The sequence below is a fragment of the Pseudomonas sp. Irchel 3E19 genome (assembly GCF_900187585.1).
Classification (GTDB): Bacteria; Pseudomonadota; Gammaproteobacteria; order Pseudomonadales; family Pseudomonadaceae; genus Aquipseudomonas; species Aquipseudomonas baetica.
Genome location: NZ_FYDT01000010.1, coordinates 80,858 through 96,997 on the forward strand (window position 1 = coordinate 80,858; position 16,140 = coordinate 96,997).

Annotated in this window: 21 protein-coding genes; 8 read left to right on the forward strand and 13 right to left on the reverse strand. The window is 61.2% G+C overall.

Features of this window, described 5'->3' with window-relative positions; translation table 11 throughout:
• Positions 1 to 101: 101 nt before the first annotated feature.
• The 12 genes from CKW18_RS08940 to nrdR form a co-directional block, all read right to left on the reverse strand.
• Entirely contained in the window at positions 102 to 902 is an 801-nt protein-coding gene (locus tag CKW18_RS08940) for a cobalamin-binding protein (protein WP_095188496.1), read from the reverse strand.
• A complete protein-coding gene (locus CKW18_RS08945) occupies positions 902 to 1,321 on the reverse strand; it encodes an MFS transporter (protein WP_095188497.1) in 420 nt (139 codons plus the stop codon). The genes CKW18_RS08940 and CKW18_RS08945 overlap by 1 nt, the downstream gene beginning before the upstream one ends.
• Positions 1,318 to 1,935: a GTP cyclohydrolase II gene (gene ribA / locus CKW18_RS08950; protein WP_095188498.1), complete on the reverse strand. Its 618-nt coding sequence runs from the start codon at positions 1,933 to 1,935 to the stop codon at positions 1,318 to 1,320. The genes CKW18_RS08945 and ribA overlap by 4 nt, the downstream gene beginning before the upstream one ends.
• 239 nt (positions 1,936 to 2,174) lie before the next feature.
• Positions 2,175 to 2,912 (reverse strand): ABC transporter substrate-binding protein, encoded by a 738-nt coding sequence (locus CKW18_RS08955; protein ID WP_095188499.1) that lies wholly within the window; start codon positions 2,910 to 2,912, stop codon positions 2,175 to 2,177.
• Positions 2,913 to 2,949: 37 nt separating this feature from the next.
• A complete protein-coding gene (locus CKW18_RS08960; RefSeq protein WP_011336134.1) occupies positions 2,950 to 3,453 on the reverse strand; it encodes a phosphatidylglycerophosphatase A in 504 nt (167 codons plus the stop codon).
• The gene (thiL, locus tag CKW18_RS08965) at positions 3,450 to 4,415 is read right to left on the reverse strand and encodes a thiamine-phosphate kinase (RefSeq protein ID WP_095188500.1); all 966 of its coding nucleotides are present in this window, start codon (positions 4,413 to 4,415) and stop codon (positions 3,450 to 3,452) included. Before thiL ends, CKW18_RS08960 begins: the two co-directional genes overlap by 4 nt.
• 18 nt (positions 4,416 to 4,433) lie before the next feature.
• Complete coding sequence (gene nusB / locus CKW18_RS08970) at positions 4,434 to 4,934, reverse strand: transcription antitermination factor NusB (protein WP_095188501.1); 501 nt, start codon at positions 4,932 to 4,934, stop codon at positions 4,434 to 4,436.
• Positions 4,931 to 5,407 carry a 6,7-dimethyl-8-ribityllumazine synthase gene (gene ribE, locus CKW18_RS08975; protein ID WP_003228649.1) on the reverse strand — a complete coding sequence of 159 codons (477 nt, stop codon included), beginning with the start codon at positions 5,405 to 5,407 and terminating at the stop codon, positions 4,931 to 4,933. Before ribE ends, nusB begins: the two co-directional genes overlap by 4 nt.
• Before the next feature lie 91 nt (positions 5,408 to 5,498).
• The gene (ribBA, locus tag CKW18_RS08980) at positions 5,499 to 6,590 is read right to left on the reverse strand and encodes a bifunctional 3,4-dihydroxy-2-butanone-4-phosphate synthase/GTP cyclohydrolase II (RefSeq protein WP_095188502.1); all 1,092 of its coding nucleotides are present in this window, start codon (positions 6,588 to 6,590) and stop codon (positions 5,499 to 5,501) included.
• Positions 6,591 to 6,606: 16 nt separating this feature from the next.
• The gene (locus CKW18_RS08985; RefSeq protein WP_095188503.1) at positions 6,607 to 7,272 is read right to left on the reverse strand and encodes a riboflavin synthase; all 666 of its coding nucleotides are present in this window, start codon (positions 7,270 to 7,272) and stop codon (positions 6,607 to 6,609) included.
• 47 nt (positions 7,273 to 7,319) lie between these two features.
• Positions 7,320 to 8,453, reverse strand: a complete 1,134-nt coding sequence (gene ribD, locus CKW18_RS08990) for a bifunctional diaminohydroxyphosphoribosylaminopyrimidine deaminase/5-amino-6-(5-phosphoribosylamino)uracil reductase RibD (protein WP_095188504.1) — start codon at positions 8,451 to 8,453, stop codon at positions 7,320 to 7,322.
• Entirely contained in the window at positions 8,450 to 8,914 is a 465-nt protein-coding gene (gene nrdR / locus CKW18_RS08995) for a transcriptional regulator NrdR (protein WP_007910946.1), read from the reverse strand. Before nrdR ends, ribD begins: the two co-directional genes overlap by 4 nt.
• A gap of 128 nt (positions 8,915 to 9,042) precedes the next feature.
• Here nrdR and CKW18_RS09000 point away from each other — a divergent pair, with 128 nt between their 5' ends.
• The 3 genes from CKW18_RS09000 to trxA all read left to right on the forward strand — a co-directional run bounded on the left by CKW18_RS09000 (position 9,043) and on the right by trxA (position 11,212).
• Entirely contained in the window at positions 9,043 to 9,507 is a 465-nt protein-coding gene (locus CKW18_RS09000; protein ID WP_095188545.1) for a YbaY family lipoprotein, read from the forward strand.
• Positions 9,504 to 10,157, forward strand: a complete 654-nt coding sequence (locus CKW18_RS09005; RefSeq protein WP_095188505.1) for a methyltransferase — start codon at positions 9,504 to 9,506, stop codon at positions 10,155 to 10,157. The genes CKW18_RS09000 and CKW18_RS09005 overlap by 4 nt, the downstream gene beginning before the upstream one ends.
• A gap of 182 nt (positions 10,158 to 10,339) precedes the next feature.
• Entirely contained in the window at positions 10,340 to 11,212 is an 873-nt protein-coding gene (gene trxA, locus CKW18_RS09010) for a thioredoxin (protein ID WP_095188506.1), read from the forward strand.
• 95 nt (positions 11,213 to 11,307) lie between these two features.
• Here the strand turns inward: trxA and CKW18_RS09015 are convergent, their stop codons facing one another.
• Positions 11,308 to 11,664: a hypothetical protein gene (locus CKW18_RS09015; RefSeq protein ID WP_095188507.1), complete on the reverse strand. Its 357-nt coding sequence runs from the start codon at positions 11,662 to 11,664 to the stop codon at positions 11,308 to 11,310.
• A 135-nt stretch (positions 11,665 to 11,799) separates the two neighbouring features.
• Between CKW18_RS09015 and CKW18_RS09020 the strand changes: the two genes are divergently transcribed.
• From CKW18_RS09020 to CKW18_RS09040, 5 genes are all read left to right on the forward strand, one after another.
• Positions 11,800 to 12,393: a DUF2796 domain-containing protein gene (locus CKW18_RS09020; protein WP_095188508.1), complete on the forward strand. Its 594-nt coding sequence runs from the start codon at positions 11,800 to 11,802 to the stop codon at positions 12,391 to 12,393.
• A 141-nt stretch (positions 12,394 to 12,534) separates the two neighbouring features.
• Positions 12,535 to 13,245 carry an ABC transporter ATP-binding protein gene (locus tag CKW18_RS09025; RefSeq protein ID WP_095188509.1) on the forward strand — a complete coding sequence of 237 codons (711 nt, stop codon included), beginning with the start codon at positions 12,535 to 12,537 and terminating at the stop codon, positions 13,243 to 13,245.
• 1 nt (position 13,246) lies between these two features.
• Positions 13,247 to 14,512 (forward strand): ABC transporter permease, encoded by a 1,266-nt coding sequence (locus tag CKW18_RS09030; RefSeq protein ID WP_095188510.1) that lies wholly within the window; start codon positions 13,247 to 13,249, stop codon positions 14,510 to 14,512.
• Positions 14,513 to 14,523: 11 nt separating this feature from the next.
• Positions 14,524 to 15,042 (forward strand): DUF3299 domain-containing protein, encoded by a 519-nt coding sequence (locus tag CKW18_RS09035; RefSeq protein ID WP_095188511.1) that lies wholly within the window; start codon positions 14,524 to 14,526, stop codon positions 15,040 to 15,042.
• Between the two features lie 222 nt (positions 15,043 to 15,264).
• The gene (locus CKW18_RS09040; protein WP_095188512.1) at positions 15,265 to 15,963 is read left to right on the forward strand and encodes an OmpW family protein; all 699 of its coding nucleotides are present in this window, start codon (positions 15,265 to 15,267) and stop codon (positions 15,961 to 15,963) included.
• Positions 15,964 to 16,140: the final 177 nt, after the last annotated feature.

Consider the following 16,140-nt stretch of genomic DNA (forward strand, 5'->3'; position numbering starts at 1 on the left):
GCAGTGCTTTGGCTGCCCTCTTCGCGAGCAGGCTCGCTCCCACATTTGGAATGCGATCCCCCTGTGGGAGCGAGCCTGCTCGCGAAGAAGTCACCCCGATTTCAGCGGTCAGGCGCGATCAATTGGCAGAGTGTGGCGGTGGCGCTGATCATTTGGCCACTTGGGCGTTCAAGGCCTTTGTCGGTGACCAACAGTAATTTTTCCTGCTTCACCGCCGCCACCTGCGGCCACGCTTTCCACGCATCAAGCTGCGCCTGATCACCCGCGAGAATCACCTCGGGATCACGCTGCAGCACCGCTTCGATGCTCACCTGCGGCGCGGGCAGACTCAGGCCGTCAAACACATTGCGCGCACCGCACACTTGCAGCGCATCGCTGATGATTTGCCCGCCACCGACGGTGTACAGCGGCTTGTCCCAGACCTGATAGAACACTTTCAGCGGCACGTCCCGGCGATAGCGCTGGCGTAGCTCGTCGAGCCTCTTGCGCAGATCCGCTGCCAATTTCACCCCTCGCTCGGGGCGTCCCAATTGACTTGCAATGGATTCGATCTGCGCAGAAAGCTGTTCCAGACTGTGCGGTTCGGCGACATACGTCGGGATGTTCAAGCGCTTGAGCTGATCACGCTGCGCCGGCCCGACACTGCCGGGCCAAAGCAACAACAGATCAGGCTTGAGGCTGAGCAAACGCTCCATGTCGAGCTGGCCATAGCGACCGACTGAGGGAACATGCGCGATCGCAGCGGGCCGCTCGCCGGCATCCAGCACACCAACCAGCAGGTCGGCCGAATCCAGCTCAACGACGATTTCAGAAAGAGAGGGCGCTAGGCTGACCACGCGCAGAGCGGCCAGCGTCGACCCGCTGATGGCCAGCAACAGAACCGCCAGCCAGAGACGGCGCATCAGCCGAGTTGACGCGGGATACGGTAGAGGTAGAACAGCACAGCGGTGGACAGCGCCAGCAGGATCAGCGGCACGGCTTCCAGGCCAACGAACACCGCCAATGCGCCGATCCATGCTGGCAACGCCGCTGCGAGAAATGCCGTGCGGCGGCGAGCAGCGAGGGCAATCCAGGCTGCCGATTCATCCGCGGTATCGAGGGCTTTTTGTGTGGCGATCAGCGCATGTTTGTAGCGGCCGAAAAACTTCAGGCTGACAAACATCGACGCCACACCGGCGATAAAGAAAGGCATGGCCAATACCGGCAGGATTGCCTCGCTCTGGCCGAACACGGCGTTGAGCACGTACAGCGGCACCAGCGCCAGCGCCAGGTATTTCCACCAGTCGACGCTGAGGCGACGGCGCACCTGACCGCGCGTCACGCCCGATCTACCTCGCCCTGATGCTCATTGCCCATCATGTGGTCGAGCTTGCTGGCCTTGGTCGCCAGGTAGAGTTTGTTGTGCGGATTGTGGCCGGTGTGCAACGGCACGCGCTCGGCGACGACGATGCCCATGTCGGTCAAGGCTTTGACCTTGCGCGGGTTGTTGGTCATCAGACGCAGGGATTTCACGCCCAGATGTTCAAGCATCGGCAGGCACATGGCGTAGTCGCGCTGGTCGGCGGCAAAGCCCAGACGTTCGTTGGCTTCAACGGTGTCGGCGCCGCCGTCCTGCAATTCGTAGGCACGGATCTTGTTCAGCAGACCGATGCCGCGACCTTCCTGACGCAGGTAAAGCAACACGCCGCGACCTTCGCGAGCGATGGCTTTGAGCGCGCCTTCAAGTTGCGAACCGCAGTCGCAACGCTGGCTGAACAAGGCGTCACCCGTGAGGCATTCGGAGTGCAACCGGCCGAGTACCGGGGCTCCGTCGGCAAAATCACCCAGACTCAGCACAACGTGCTCGCGGCCGGTGGCTTCATCGAGAAAACCGTGCATGGTGAATTGCGCAAAAGGCGTTGGCAGCTTGGAAGCGGCGACAAAAACGACAGGCACCGGTGTGCTCCTGATCTAAAAAAGTCTGAAGATTCGCTGGGCGGCATTGTAACAGCAGGTTCCTGCAGACGCTTAGGCTGAATTATCGGGCATAACGATCAAAAAGTTTGATGACTCCCGGACAACATGGACCGCTGTAGGAGCTGTCGAGTGAAACGAGGCTGCGATCTTTTGATCCTGATTTTTAAGATCAAGAACAAAAGATCGCAGCGTGCCGCAGCTCCTACAGGGGTTTCGCGTCAGGGCGAACTAAATGGATACGGCTGCTTCCACTTCTCGAATATCGGCTTCAGCTCGCCGCTCTTCACCAACTGCTCCATGCGTTGGTCAAACAGCGCCATCAACGTGCGCGCTTGTGGCGTGTTGGCGAAACACAGGTACAGCGGCAATTCAGCGATATGCGTGGTGCGGAACTGCAAAGGATCTCTGGCCCGGCTGAGCACATAGTCGATCTCAGTCAGCGCGTCGATGTAATAGTCGGCGCGATTGTGGGTCAGCATCGACAAAATCCCGGTACGCCGGATGACTTTGTTATAGCTGCGCACATTGGGCAGATAATTCTGATAGTCGTAGCCACGTACCCACGCCAGTCGATAGCTGCCCAGGGTTTGCGGGGTCGGCGCCGGGGTGCTGGCGAGGCCCAGCGCGTAGACGTGGTCAGTGTCGAAATTCCAGCGCGGATAAAGCAGGTCGCTGAATTCTTGATGATAAGAGCCGACACAGGCATCGACCTCACCGCGCAGGGCCAGCCCCACTGAACGGGTGTAAGGCTCGGTGCGAATATCCAGTTTCACCCCGGCCGGCTCAAACACCTTGCGCAAGACGTCCCAACCCAGGCCATGACCGTCGGCGGCGGTGTAATCTTCCCAGACTTCGCTGGCCAAGTGGATGACCGAGGGCGCCGGCACTGATTCCTGCGCACTGGCCACAGTGCCGAGCAGGGTAAAAACCAACAGCGCCAGCCAGCGTCGTGCCATCCCTAGTCTCCTCCTTTGACGCCTGTATCCCGCAAGGTCAGGCGAAAACCCACACCAGCCCCTGCATCGCCAGCCAGGCGAACACACCGGCCAGCACATCGTCGAGCATGATGCCGACGCCGCCGTGGACGTGCCGGTCGATCCAGCGAATCGGCCACGGTTTGAGAATGTCGAAGAAGCGGAATACCAGAAAACCCGCGAGCAACCAGTACCAGCCTTCAGGCACCAGCCACAGGGTGATCCACATCCCGACCATTTCGTCCCAGACGATGCCTTCGTGGTCGTGCACACGCAGATCGTCGGCGACCTTGCCGCACAGCCAGAAGCCGAACAGCATGGTGATCCCGAGCATCAGCCAGTAACCCCAGTCGGGCAGCATCTGCCACAACGGGATAAAGGGTAGCGCAACTAACGAGCCCCACGTGCCCGGCGCCTTGGGCAAGGTGCCCGAACCGAAGCCGAACGCGAGGAAATGCCAGGGATTGCGCCAGACCGACGGCGGAACGAATTCGGCCGGAACCTGTTTCGGGTGATCTGTCACGGTGACTCCTGAAAATGTTGATAGCCCCGGATTTGCGGGGTGATGTCGTGACCTTCGCGATCCAGCAGGACCACGCCCTGCCCCTCTGCCACGCGTCCGATCACATGGACCGGCCAACCGGCAGCCAGCAGCGCCGGCAACTCGACGGACGGTAGCGTGAAGGCCAGCACGTAGTCATCGCCACCGCTCAACGCCGCACGTTCGGCGCCACGCTGGCCGAGAAACGCCACTAGAGCATCCGACAACGGTACGCGCTCGCGTTCAATCTCAAGCCGCACCTTCGACGCCAGGGCGATGTGGCCACAATCGGCAAGCAAACCGTCGGAGATATCCAGCGCTGACGTGGCCTTGCCGCGCAACGCCTGACCGAGGGCCAGTTGCGGCTGTGGCGACCAGTAATGATCAAGCAGCAGCTGGGCAATGTCCGGCGGCGCATCGCGCTGACCCAATACCAGCGGCAACGCGCCGGCGGCACTGCCCAGTTCGCCGCCGACACACAGCAAGTCGCCCGGCTGCGCGCCGCTACGGGTAAGGGCCTGGCCGGCCGGAACACGACCGAATACGGTGACGGTCAGGCTCAACGGCCCACGCGTGGTGTCACCGCCCACCAACGCCACGCCGCAGCTCTGCGCCATGCGATTCAAACCACGGGCATAGGCTTGCAGCCAATCGGCGGTCACCGTCGGCACAGTCAGGGCAAGGGTAAAGGCAACGGGTGTGGCGCCCATGGCGGCCAGATCGCTGACCGCGACGGCCAGCGAGCGCTGACCGAGCAGAAACGGATCGCAGGGGTCGGCGAAATGCACACCGGCCACCAGCGTATCGGTGGAAATCGCCAACTGCTCCCCGGGGGGAACCGCCAGCAAGGCGCAGTCGTCGCCGATCCCCAGTGCAACGCCCTCGCCGCCCTGCGCACAAGGCGCGGCGGCGAAGAAATTGCGGATCAGCTCAAACTCGCCCATTGGGAACTCAAGCGCAGATCAGCGCTTGTGTTCCTTCACTTCGGCTTCACGCAGGCGCGGGGCCAGCTTGTCGAGCACGCCGTTGACGAACTTGTGGCCGTCGGTCGAACCGTAGACTTTCGCCAGTTCGATCCCTTCGTTGATTACCACACGGTATGGCACGTCGACACGTTTGAGCAGCTCCCATGCGGACAGGCGCAGCACGCACAGTTCAACCGGGTCGAGCTCTTCGATGGTCAGATCCAGGCACGGCGCCAACGCGGCGTCGATCTCGGTCAGGCTGGCTGGAACACCGTGCAGGATGTCGTGGAAGTAGCTGGCATCGGCAAAGGTAAAATCGTTATCGACGCGGAACTGCGCTTCGATTTCGTTCAGCGAGGTACTGGCCATATGACGCTGATACAGTGCTTGAGTCGCCAACTGACGGGCAGCCCGGCGCTTCTCGCTTTTCGAAGGCTTGCCGGCGTCCGCTGGACGTGGCTCGCGCGGGTTGAAACGATCGCTTTCGTCGCTAATCACTTGGCCTCCAACTGCGCCAGCAGGCTGACCATTTCCAGAGCGGACAGGGCAGCTTCGGCACCTTTGTTACCGGCCTTGGTGCCGGAACGTTCGATGGCTTGCTCGATGGAATCAACGGTCAGCACGCCGAAAGCGACCGGCACGCCGAACTCCATGGACACCTGGGCCAGGCCTTTGGTGCACTCGCCCGCCACGTATTCGAAGTGCGGAGTGCCGCCACGAATGACCGCGCCGAGGGCGATGATGGCTGCGAACTCGCCTTTCTGGGCGACTTTCTGCGCAACCAGCGGGATTTCGAAGGCGCCAGGTGCGCGGATGATGGTGATGTCGCTTTCGCTCACGCCGTGGCGAACCAGGGCATCAACTGCACCGCTGACCAGGCTTTCAACAACGAAGCTGTTGAAACGGCCTACTACCAAAGCGTAGCGGCCTTTAGGGGCGATGAAGGTACCTTCGATGGTCTTCAGGGTCATTCGTCAGATCTCTTAAAGAGCCGGGACGCGTCTGCTACGCATCCCTCAGTGATTTATTTGCCGCGAAATCAGGGCCGGAAACAACCGGTCATTATTCGGAGGGCACGTATTCTACAACTTCCAGATCGAAACCGGATATCGCATTAAATTTCATTGGCGCCGACATCAAGCGCATTTTGCGCACACCGAGGTCACGCAGGATCTGCGAACCGGCACCGACGATGCTGTAAGTGGTCGGTTTTTTCACCACAGCCTGATCGGCGGTTTCGCGGATGTGCGCCAGCAACACGTCGCCATCGAGCGGGTGACCGAGCAACAGCACTACACCGCTGCCAGCCTCGGCAACCGCGGCCATGGCGGCGCGCAGGCTCCAGCGGCCCGGTTGTTTGACCATCAACAGGTCGCGCAACGGGTCCATGTTGTGCACGCGAACCAGGGTTGGCTCTTCGGCGCAAACGGTGCCCAGCGTCAGGGCCATGTGCACGTCGCCTTCCACGGAATCACGATAGGTCACCAGGTTGAATTGGCCCAGTTCGCTGTCCAGTGGCTGTTCGGCAATCCGCTGAACGGTACGTTCGTGGATCATCCGGTAGTGAATCAGGTCGGCAATGGTGCCGATCTTGATGTTGTGTTCGGCAGCGAACGCTTCCAGTTCGGTGCGACGGGACATGGTGCCGTCGTCGTTCATCACTTCGCAGATCACGCCGCTCGGCTCGAAACCGGCCATGCGCGCCAGGTCGCAAGCAGCTTCGGTGTGGCCGGCGCGCGCCAGGGTGCCGCCGGCCTGCGCCATCAGCGGAAAGATGTGGCCCGGGCTGACGATGTCTTCAGCCTTGGCGTCTTTGGCGGCAGCCGCTTGTACGGTACGGGCACGGTCGGCTGCGGAGATACCGGTGGTGACGCCTTCGGCGGCTTCGATCGACACGGTGAACTTGGTGCCGAAACCGGAACCGTTGCGTGGCGCCATCAGTGGCAGCTTCAGCAGCTCGCAGCGCTCGCGGCTCATCGGCATGCAGATCAGGCCACGGGCGTGCTTGGCCATGAAGTTGATGTGTTCGGCCTTGCAGCACTCGGCGGCCATGATCAGGTCGCCTTCGTTCTCACGGTCTTCGTCATCCATGAGGATGACCATCTTGCCTTGGCGGATGTCTTCAACCAGTTCTTCGATGCTATTGAGCGCCACAAGGCACCCCCTTCAGTCAGGATTTGAGGTAGCCGTTTTGGGCCAGAAAGCTTTCGGTAATGGTGCTGCCGGCAGTCGGCTCTGCGGCCTTGTCGCCCAACAGCAGACGCTCCAGATAACGCGCCAGCAAGTCGACTTCCAGGTTCACCCGGCGACCAGGCTTATAAGAAGCCATGATGGTTTCGCTCAGGGTGTGCGGAATGATGGTCAGCATGAATTCGGCGCCATCGACCGCGTTCACGGTCAGGCTGGTGCCGTCGACGGTGACCGAGCCTTTATGGGCGATGTACTTGGCCAGTTCTTTCGGCGCGCGGATGCGAAATTCCACGGCGCGGGCATTGTCGCTGCGCGAAACCACTTCACCGACACCGTCGACGTGACCGCTGACCAGATGCCCGCCGAGACGGGTGGTCGGGGTCAGGGCTTTTTCCAGATTGACCGGGCTGCCGCTTTTCAGGTCGTTCATGGCTGTGCAGTCGAGGGTTTCGCGGCTGACGTCGGCAGCAAAACCGTCGCCCGGCAGCTCAACGGCCGTCAGGCAGACGCCATTGACTGCGATGCTGTCGCCGAGTTTGACGTCGCTCAGGTCGAGCTTGCCGGTTGCAACATGCACCCGTACATCGCCGCCCTTTGGGGTCAGTGCACGGATGCTGCCGATGGATTCGATGATGCCGGTAAACATGGGGTTCTCCTTGAGAACGAAGCCAGCGCTAACGCGATGGCCGGGAATTATACGCTCGCCGAAAGGACAGGGATGGCAGTGACTCGCCAGTCATCGCCAACTGCACGGATATCAGTGATTTTCAGCTCAGGGGCGTCCTTCATAGAGGCCAGCGGCCAGTCGAGCAGCGGACGCGCCGTGGAGCCGAGGAACTTGCCGGCGATGAAAATCACGAACTCATCGACCAGACCGAGCTGGGCAAAAGCACCGGCCAGACGCGGGCCGGCCTCGACCAGCACTTCGTTGACGCCACGGTTGGCCAGTTCGATCAGCAACTGATGCAGATCGACCTGGCCGTCATCACCCGGCACGATCAGGCATTCGGGGCCGTTGGCGTATTGCTCTTCGACCGCTACACACGTGGCGACCAACGCCGGGCCGGCCTTGAAAAACGGCGCATCCAGCGGCACCCGCAGGCGCCCGTCGACCAGTACGCGCAGCGGCGGACGGCTCATGGCCAATGCGCTTTGCCCGGCATCCAGCCCCAGCTCTTCAGCACGCACGGTCAGGCGCGCGCCATCGGCCAGCACTGTGTCGGCACCGGTCAGCACCACCGCCGCCTGAGCGCGCAAACGCTGTACCGCCGAACGTGCGGCCGGGCCGGTGATCCACTGGCTCTCACCGCTCTCCATCGCCGTACGGCCGTCGAGACTCATGGCCAACTTGACCCGCACGAACGGCAAGCCGTGTTCCATGCGTTTCAGAAAACCTTGATTGAGCTTGCGCGCTTCAGCTTCCAGCACGCCGCTTTCGGTCGCGATGCCGGCATCGGCCAGACGCTGCAAGCCACGGCCCGCCACTTGCGGATTCGGATCACGCATCGCCGCGACCACCCGGCCGACGCCGGCATTCACCAGCGCCTCGGCGCACGGCGGCGTACGGCCATGGTGGCTGCAAGGTTCGAGAGTCACGTAAGCAGTGGCGCCCCGGGCCAGTTCACCGGCAGCGCGCAAGGCATGGACTTCGGCGTGGGGTTCACCAGCGCGTTCGTGCCAGCCTTCGCCGACAATCTGGCCGTCGCGCACCACCACGCAGCCAACCCGAGGATTGGGGTGCGTGGTGTAGTGACCTTTGCGCGCCAGTTCCAGCGCGCGGGCCATGAAACGGGCGTCGAGGATGGCCTGCTCGGCGGCGCTGGTCATTCTTTCACCGGTTCACGGGCGAGGCGATCGATCTCTTCGCGGAATTCGTTGAGGTCCTGGAAGCGTTTGTACACCGAAGCGAACCGGATGTAGGCGACTTCATCAAGCTTTTGCAGCTCGGCCATCACCAGTTCGCCGACCACGAGGGATTTGACCTCGCGCTCGCCGGTGGCGCGCAGCTTGTGCTTGATGTGAACCAGAGAGGATTCGAGGCGCTCGACGCTTACCGGACGTTTCTCCAGGGCGCGTTGCATGCCCGCGCGGAGCTTTTCTTCGTCGAACGGCTGGCGGCTGCCATCGGTTTTGATCAGGCGCGGCAACACCAGTTCGGCCGTCTCGAACGTCGTGAAACGTTCGCCGCAGGCCAGGCATTCACGCCGGCGGCGCACCTGTTCGCCCTCGGCGACCAGACGCGAGTCGATGACCTTGGTGTCGTTGGCACCGCAGAAGGGACAGTGCATGGTGGCTGGCAACAAAAAAAGGGAGGGCCATGGTAGCGCATCCCGGTGGCAAGACAAGCCATAGGGTTTGCGGTATACAGACTGGCATGATCGTTTGATCCATGGATTTCATTTTGCCGGAGCTGCCAATGCCGATACGTCCGCTCGTTTTGCTCAGTCTTTTCAGCCTGCTGGTGGCCTGTGGCAGCGATGCACCCAAGCCTCAGCCGCCGACCCCAGGCCCCGCACCACAACAGGCGCAGAAAAAAGCCAGAGAGGCCGCCGATCTCGGCCCGCTGCCAGCCTATCAACGTGAACTGAGCGGCACCCTGCAAGGCGTGCCGGCCGGCGCCGAAGTCGAACTGGCACTGCTGGTGATCGATGCAAAGGATCGCCCGCAGCAATTGCTCGCCAGTTCCAGCCTGATCGGCAACAACCAGATTCTGCCGTTCCACGTGCGCTTCAACCCCGAGGCCTTCCCGGCCGGGGCGCGGGTTGAATTGCGCGGGCGCGCCAGTCAGTCCGGCCAGTTGATCCTGCATCTGCCGTCACAAACCATTACCCAGCCGACCACTCAGGCATTGGGCCAACTGCAATTCGTCAAAGCACCATGAATGCACCGCTCGACCTGCAACAGGCGTTGGGTGAACTGCTCGGCGACGCCAGACTGAAAGCCTGTGCGTTGCCGGACACCGATTTGCAGTTGTGGCTGATCGACGGCGACAACATGGCGCGCGAATTCAGCCAGGAAGAAACCCAACGGATTCTGCACGAGCCGCCGTACTGGAGTTTTTGCTGGGCAAGCGGCTTGGCGGTGGCGCGCTATCTGGCGGAGTTTCCCGAATGGGTACGCGGCAAGCGCGTGCTGGACTTCGGCGCCGGCTCCGGCATCGCCGCGATTGCGGCGGTGAAGGCCGGGGCGCTGGAAGTGGTGGCCTGCGATCTCGATCCGTTGGCGATTGCCGCGTGCCGGGCGAATGCCGAACTCAATGATGTGCAGATGAGTTATTCGACGGATTTCTTCGCCGAAGCGGATCGTTTTGATCTGATTCTGGTGGCGGATGTGTTGTATGACCGGGCGAATCTGCCGTTGCTTGATGCGTTTCTCAGCCGGGGCCGTGAAGCGCTGGTGGCCGATTCGCGGGTCAGGGATTTTCGCCATCCGTTGTATGAGCGCATTGAAATGCTGGAGGCGATGACCTTGCCGGATCTGGCAGAGCCGGAAGAGTTCAGACATGTCAGCCTTTACCATGCGCGGCGCTAGCTAAAAGCTTCGCGAGCAGGCTCGCTCCCACAGGGGTTTTATGAACGACAGAGATCCAATGTGGGAGCGAGCCTGCTCGCGAAGGCGTCCTCCCCGGCGACACACCTCTAAAACCCGCCCCGCTTCCGGCCCCCCCCGCCAAGCCGTATAGTTGCCCCATCCACGCTTTGACGAGATCCCCCATGAGTGAGCCAACGCCGTACATCTTCGACACCACGACTGCCGATTTCGACCAGTCGGTGATCGAGGCTTCCTTTAACAAACCCGTGCTGGTGGATTTCTGGGCCGAATGGTGTGCGCCGTGCAAGGCGCTGATGCCGATGCTGCAAGGCATTGCCGAGAGCTATCAGGGCGAGTTGCTGCTGGCCAAGGTCAACTGCGACATCGAGCAGGACATCGTCGCCCGCTTCGGCATTCGTAGCCTGCCGACCGTGGTGCTGTTCAAGGATGGGCAACCGGTCGACGGTTTTGCCGGCGCGCAACCGGAATCCGCCGTACGTGCCTTGCTCGAACCGCATGTGCAGATGCCACCGCCAGCTGCTGCCGATCCGTTCGAACAGGCTCAGGCCTTGTTCGATGACGGTCGTTACGCCGATGCCGAAGCCGCGCTGGTGGTCATGCTCAATGAAGACAACACCAACGCTAAAGCCTTGATCCTTTACGCCCGTTGCCTGACCGAACGCGGCGAACTGGACGAAGCGCAAACCGTGCTCGACGCGGTCAAGAGCGATGAGCACAAAGCCGCGCTCGCCGGAGCCAAGGCGCAGATCAAGTTTCTCGGACTGGCGCGGGACCTGCCGGACGCTGCTGATCTGAAAGCACGCTTGGCGAAAGATCCGCAGGACGATGAAGCGGTGTATCAACTGGCGATCCAGCAACTGGCGCGCCAGCAATACGACGCGGCATTGGAGGCACTGCTCAAGCTGTTCATCCGCAACCGCAGTTATGGCGAAGGTCTGCCGCACAAGACTTTGCTGCAGGTGTTTGAGCTGTTGGGCAACGATCACCCTTTGGTGGGTGTTTACCGTCGCAAGATGTTCGCTGCGCTTTATTAAGATCAAAAGATCGCAGCCTGCGGCAGCTCCTACATGGGGTTCATGCGTTAACCCTGTAGGAGCTGCCGCAGGCTGCGATCTCTTGCTTTGGCGCTCTATTCGATCCAGCTGTAAAGCGGCGTATCCCCGCCGCTCACTACTTTCACATCTGAACTATGGCGCAGTCGCACCAGCAGGCGCTTGCCTGACACCGCGCTACCGGTCAGGCCTTCCAGTTGCTCGAGCAGATCCGGCCCGCTGAGTTGCCCGGCCTTGCGCAGCAAATCCCTGGCAACCTGCCACAACGCATCGTCCTGATTCTGCGGTTTCGCCGCCGGAGCCGCAGCGGTCGCCGCTGGCACAATCGCTGGCTGCCCACCAAGGGCCGAGCCCAGCTTCGCCCAATCGCTGTCATCCAGCTCCACCGTCAAATCCACCGGCACGTCACCGACGGTTCCGCGTATCCGCAACATTGAGTTCACTCCTGCACCTATCTGACCTGCATGCTCCCATGGGACTTGTGCAACGCCAAGCAGCCGGGCAAACTCTGCACACTTTCGTTATAAGATTACATAACAAACTATTCACTTTACTTCCCGGAGACCGCCATGCGTCGTCTGTTGCTCGCTTTGCCGTTTGCCCTGTTGCCGCTGGCCATCGCCCATGCTGCCGATGAGCATGACCACGATCATGAACACGGCAGCCTCGGCGCGCATGAACATGGCGTCGGTCGTTTGAACGCCGCGCTGGATGGCCAGACTCTGGAACTGGAGCTGGAAAGCCCGGCGATGAACCTCGTCGGCTTCGAACACGCGGCCACCAGCGATGCCGATAAAGCCAAGGTCGCAGCAGCCCGCACAAAACTGGAAAACCCTCTGGCCCTGTTCAACCTGCCAGCCGCCGCCGGTTGCAAAGTGGTCAGTCAGGAGCTGGAGAGCCCGTTGTTCGGTGACAAGCCGGATGCCGATGATCACGACGACGATGAAGCGGACAAGGACGGCCACGCGCATCACCACGATCACAGCGAAATCCACGCGCACTATCAGTTCAAGTGCGCCGCTCCGGGCGCATTGAAGACGCTGGATCTGGCGAACATTTTCAACACCTTTCCGGCGACCCAGAAAATTCAGGTACAACTGATCAGCGCCAGCGGCCAGCAAGGCACCGAAGTGACGGCCAAGGCTGCTGCGCTGAAGTTCTGATCACACCGAAAAATCCCCTGTGGGAGCGGGCTTGCTCGCGAATACGGTGAATCAGACAAATCTATGTTGACTGACACACCGTATTCGCGAGCAAGCCCGCTCCCACAGGGGTTAAGTGTTCATTTCCATGAAATCGGCGCCATGACCCAAGCACTCATCGAACTGTCCGACCTGGGCTTCAGTTGGCCCGGCCACCCGCCGCTGCTGGACATCCCGGGGTTTCGCCTGGAAGCGGGTGAAACCCTGTTCCTCAAAGGCCCCAGCGGCAGCGGCAAGACCACCCTTCTGGGCCTGCTCGGCGGTGTGCAGAAACCTGATCGCGGCAGCATCCGCCTGCTCGGCCAGGAACTGACTGCCCTGTCTGCTGGCGCCCGCGATACCTTCCGCGTCGATCACACTGGCTACATCTTCCAGCAGTTCAACCTGCTGCCGTTTCTCTCGGTACGCGAGAACGTCGAACTGCCCTGCCACTTCTCCAAATTGCGCGCCGAACGGGCGAAGCAGCGTCACGGCAGCGTCGACCAAGCCGCCGCCACCCTGCTCGCCCACCTGGGTTTGAAGGACGAAAGCCTCCTCAGTCGCCGCGCCGATTCGCTGTCGATCGGCCAGCAACAACGGGTTGCCGCCGCCCGTGCCTTGATCGGCCAACCGGAGCTGGTGATCGCTGACGAGCCAACTTCTGCGTTGGATTACGACGCCCGGGAAAATTTCATCCGCCTCTTGTTCGCCGAATGCCGCGAGGCCGGTTCAAGCCTGCTGTTCGTCAGCCACGACCAGAGCCTGGCGCCGCTGTTCGACCGTCACCTGTCCCTGGCCGAACTTAATCGCGCCGCCACGTCTGCCGAGGTCTGAGATGTATCTGTTTCGTCTGGCCATGGCCAGTCTGGCCAACCGCCGCTTCACCGCGTTGCTTACCGCATTCGCCATCGCCCTGTCGGTCTGCTTGCTGCTCGCCGTCGAACGGGTGCGCACCGAGGCTAAAGCCAGTTTCGCCAGCACCATCAGCGGCACCGACCTGATTGTCGGCGCCCGTTCCGGTTCGGTGAACCTCTTGCTGTACTCGGTATTCCGTATCGGCAACGCCACCAACAATATCCGTTGGGACAGCTTCGAACACTTCGCCAATAACCCGAAAGTGAAGTGGGCGATCCCGATGTCCCTCGGCGATTCCCATCGCGGTTATCGGGTGATGGGCACCACCGAAGCCTACTTCGAGCATTACCAGTATGGTCGTCAGCAACACTTGGCCTTGGCCGACGGTCGTGCCTTTGCCACCGATCCATTCGAAGTGGTGCTCGGCGCCGAAGTCGCCGAAGCGCTGCATTACAAGCTCGGCGACAGACTGGTGCTGGCTCACGGTGTGGCGGCAATCAGTCTGGTCAAGCACGACGACAAACCGTTCACCGTGGTCGGCATTCTCAAGCGCACCGGCACCCCGGTGGATCGCACGTTGCACATCAGCCTCGGCGGTATGGAGGCAATTCACATCGATTGGCACAACGGCGTTCCGGCGCGGGGCAACGGCCGCATCACGGCGGATCAGGCGCGCAACATGGACCTGACGCCGCAAGCCATCACCGCGTTCATGCTTGGGCTCAACAGCAAGATTTCCACTTTCGCGCTGCAACGCGAGATCAACGAATTCCGTGACGAACCGATGCTGGCGATCCTGCCGGGCGTGGCGTTGCAGGAATTGTGGAGCCTGATGAGCACCGCTGAAAAAGCGCTGTTCGTGGTCTCGCTGTTCGTGGTGTTGACCGGGTTGATCGGCATGCTCACAGCGATTCTCACCAGCCTCAATGAACGTCGCCGCGAGATGGCGATTCTGCGTTCGGTCGGTGCGCGGCCATGGCACATCGCAAGCCTGTTGGTGCTGGAAGCCTTTGCGCTGGCACTGACCGGGGTGATCGCCGGCCTGGCGCTGTTGTACATCGGCATCGCCGCTGCCCAAGGTTATGTGCAGGCCAATTACGGTTTGTTCCTGCCGCTGGCGTGGCCGAGCGAGTATGAATGGACGCTGCTCGGTGGCATTCTGGCGGCCGCGCTGCTGATGGGCAGCGTGCCGGCCTGGCGCGCGTATCGCCAATCCTTGGCCGATGGCCTGTCGATCCGTTTATGAGGATGTTCCCCATGCCCCGCGCCTTGCTTGCGCTGCTGTTGCTGGTTGCCCTGCCCGTGTGGGCGGCAGCGCCGAAAGATTTGACCTGGTCGGAAATGATCCCGCCGGACGCCGCGCCGGAAGTGCCGAACATGACCCCGCTGCACGATCTGTCGAAGATGAGCGATGCGCTGTCGGCCGAATCCGCGCCAGCCGCGAAACAGGACATGCCGAACGCACCGGTGGTCAAGGGCCTCGACGGTCAGAACATCCGTCTGCCGGGTTACATCGTGCCGCTGGAAGTGAATGAAGAAGGACGCACCACGGACTTTTTGCTGGTGCCGTATTTCGGCGCCTGCATCCACGTACCGCCACCGCCGTCGAATCAGATCGTGCATGTGAAAAGCGAGTTGGGCGTGAAGCTTGATGAGCTGTATCAGCCGTATTGGGTCGAGGGGCCGTTGCAGGTCAAAGCGTCGAGCAGCGAACTGGCGGATGCCGGGTATCAAATGGATGCCGACAAGATTTATGTGTATGAGCTGCCGGAGTGAATCCGGCAGTTTTGTGTTGATTGATCCATCGTCTTCGCGAGCAGGCTCGCTCCCACAGGTGATCACCTTCCAGGGTGGGAGCGAGCCTGCTCGCGAAGAGGCCGGCAAAGGCTCCACAAAAACCCGCTCCTTCACTGTTTCATTGAGCTGAGTCAAAAGACCGTATCAGTTGGCTTCGTACCATAGGACATCAGAAACTTTTAACGTCCTTTCGGAGCCCCCATGAACAAGTCCTTGCTCAGCGCCTCGCTGGTTGCCCTCGCGCTCGCAGCCCCGCTCGCCCACGCTCACGATGCCGGTGACATCCTGATCCGTGCCGGTGCAATCACCGTCAACCCGAAGGCTGACAGCTCCAACGTCAAGGTCGATCAGGGCCCGTTGAGCGGCACCAATCTGGGCGGCAAGGCGACCATGAGCAGCGACACTCAACTGGGCCTGAACTTCGCCTACATGCTCACTGACCACGTCGGCATCGAGTTGCTGGCCGCCACCCCGTTTGAACATGACGTGAAGATCAAAGGCACTGCCCTGCCAGCGGCCAATGGCAAGCTCGGTACGCTGAAACACCTGCCACCGACCCTCAGCGTCGTCTACTACCCGCTGGATTCGAAGTCGCCGTTCCAACCGTATGTCGGTGGCGGTATCAACTACACTTGGATCTACGACGAACACGTCGGCAGTGAGGCGCAGTCCAACGGCTTCAGCAACTTCAAGGCGAAAAACTCTTGGGGTCTGGCCTGGCAGGTCGGTGCGGATTACATGCTGACCGACAACATCATGCTCAACGCCCAGGTGCGCTACATCGACATCGATACTCGCGCGACTGTGGAGAACAACGCCGTGGCGCCGGGTACTCGGGCACGGGTGAACGTGGATGTTGATCCGTTCATCTACATGGTGGGTTTGGGCTATAAGTTCTAAGCCGATTTAACGAACGTTCACGTGGTGGTGAATGAGGCTTTGTGGTGAGCAGCTTGAACTGACGGCAACTGCTTTGCGGTTGACCGGGGCAAACGCCCCTCGCCACAGGAACAGCGACATATTCCGGCCGTGAAAAAGGCGCCTGTCAAAAGGCGCCTTTTTCATGTCTGCGGTAAT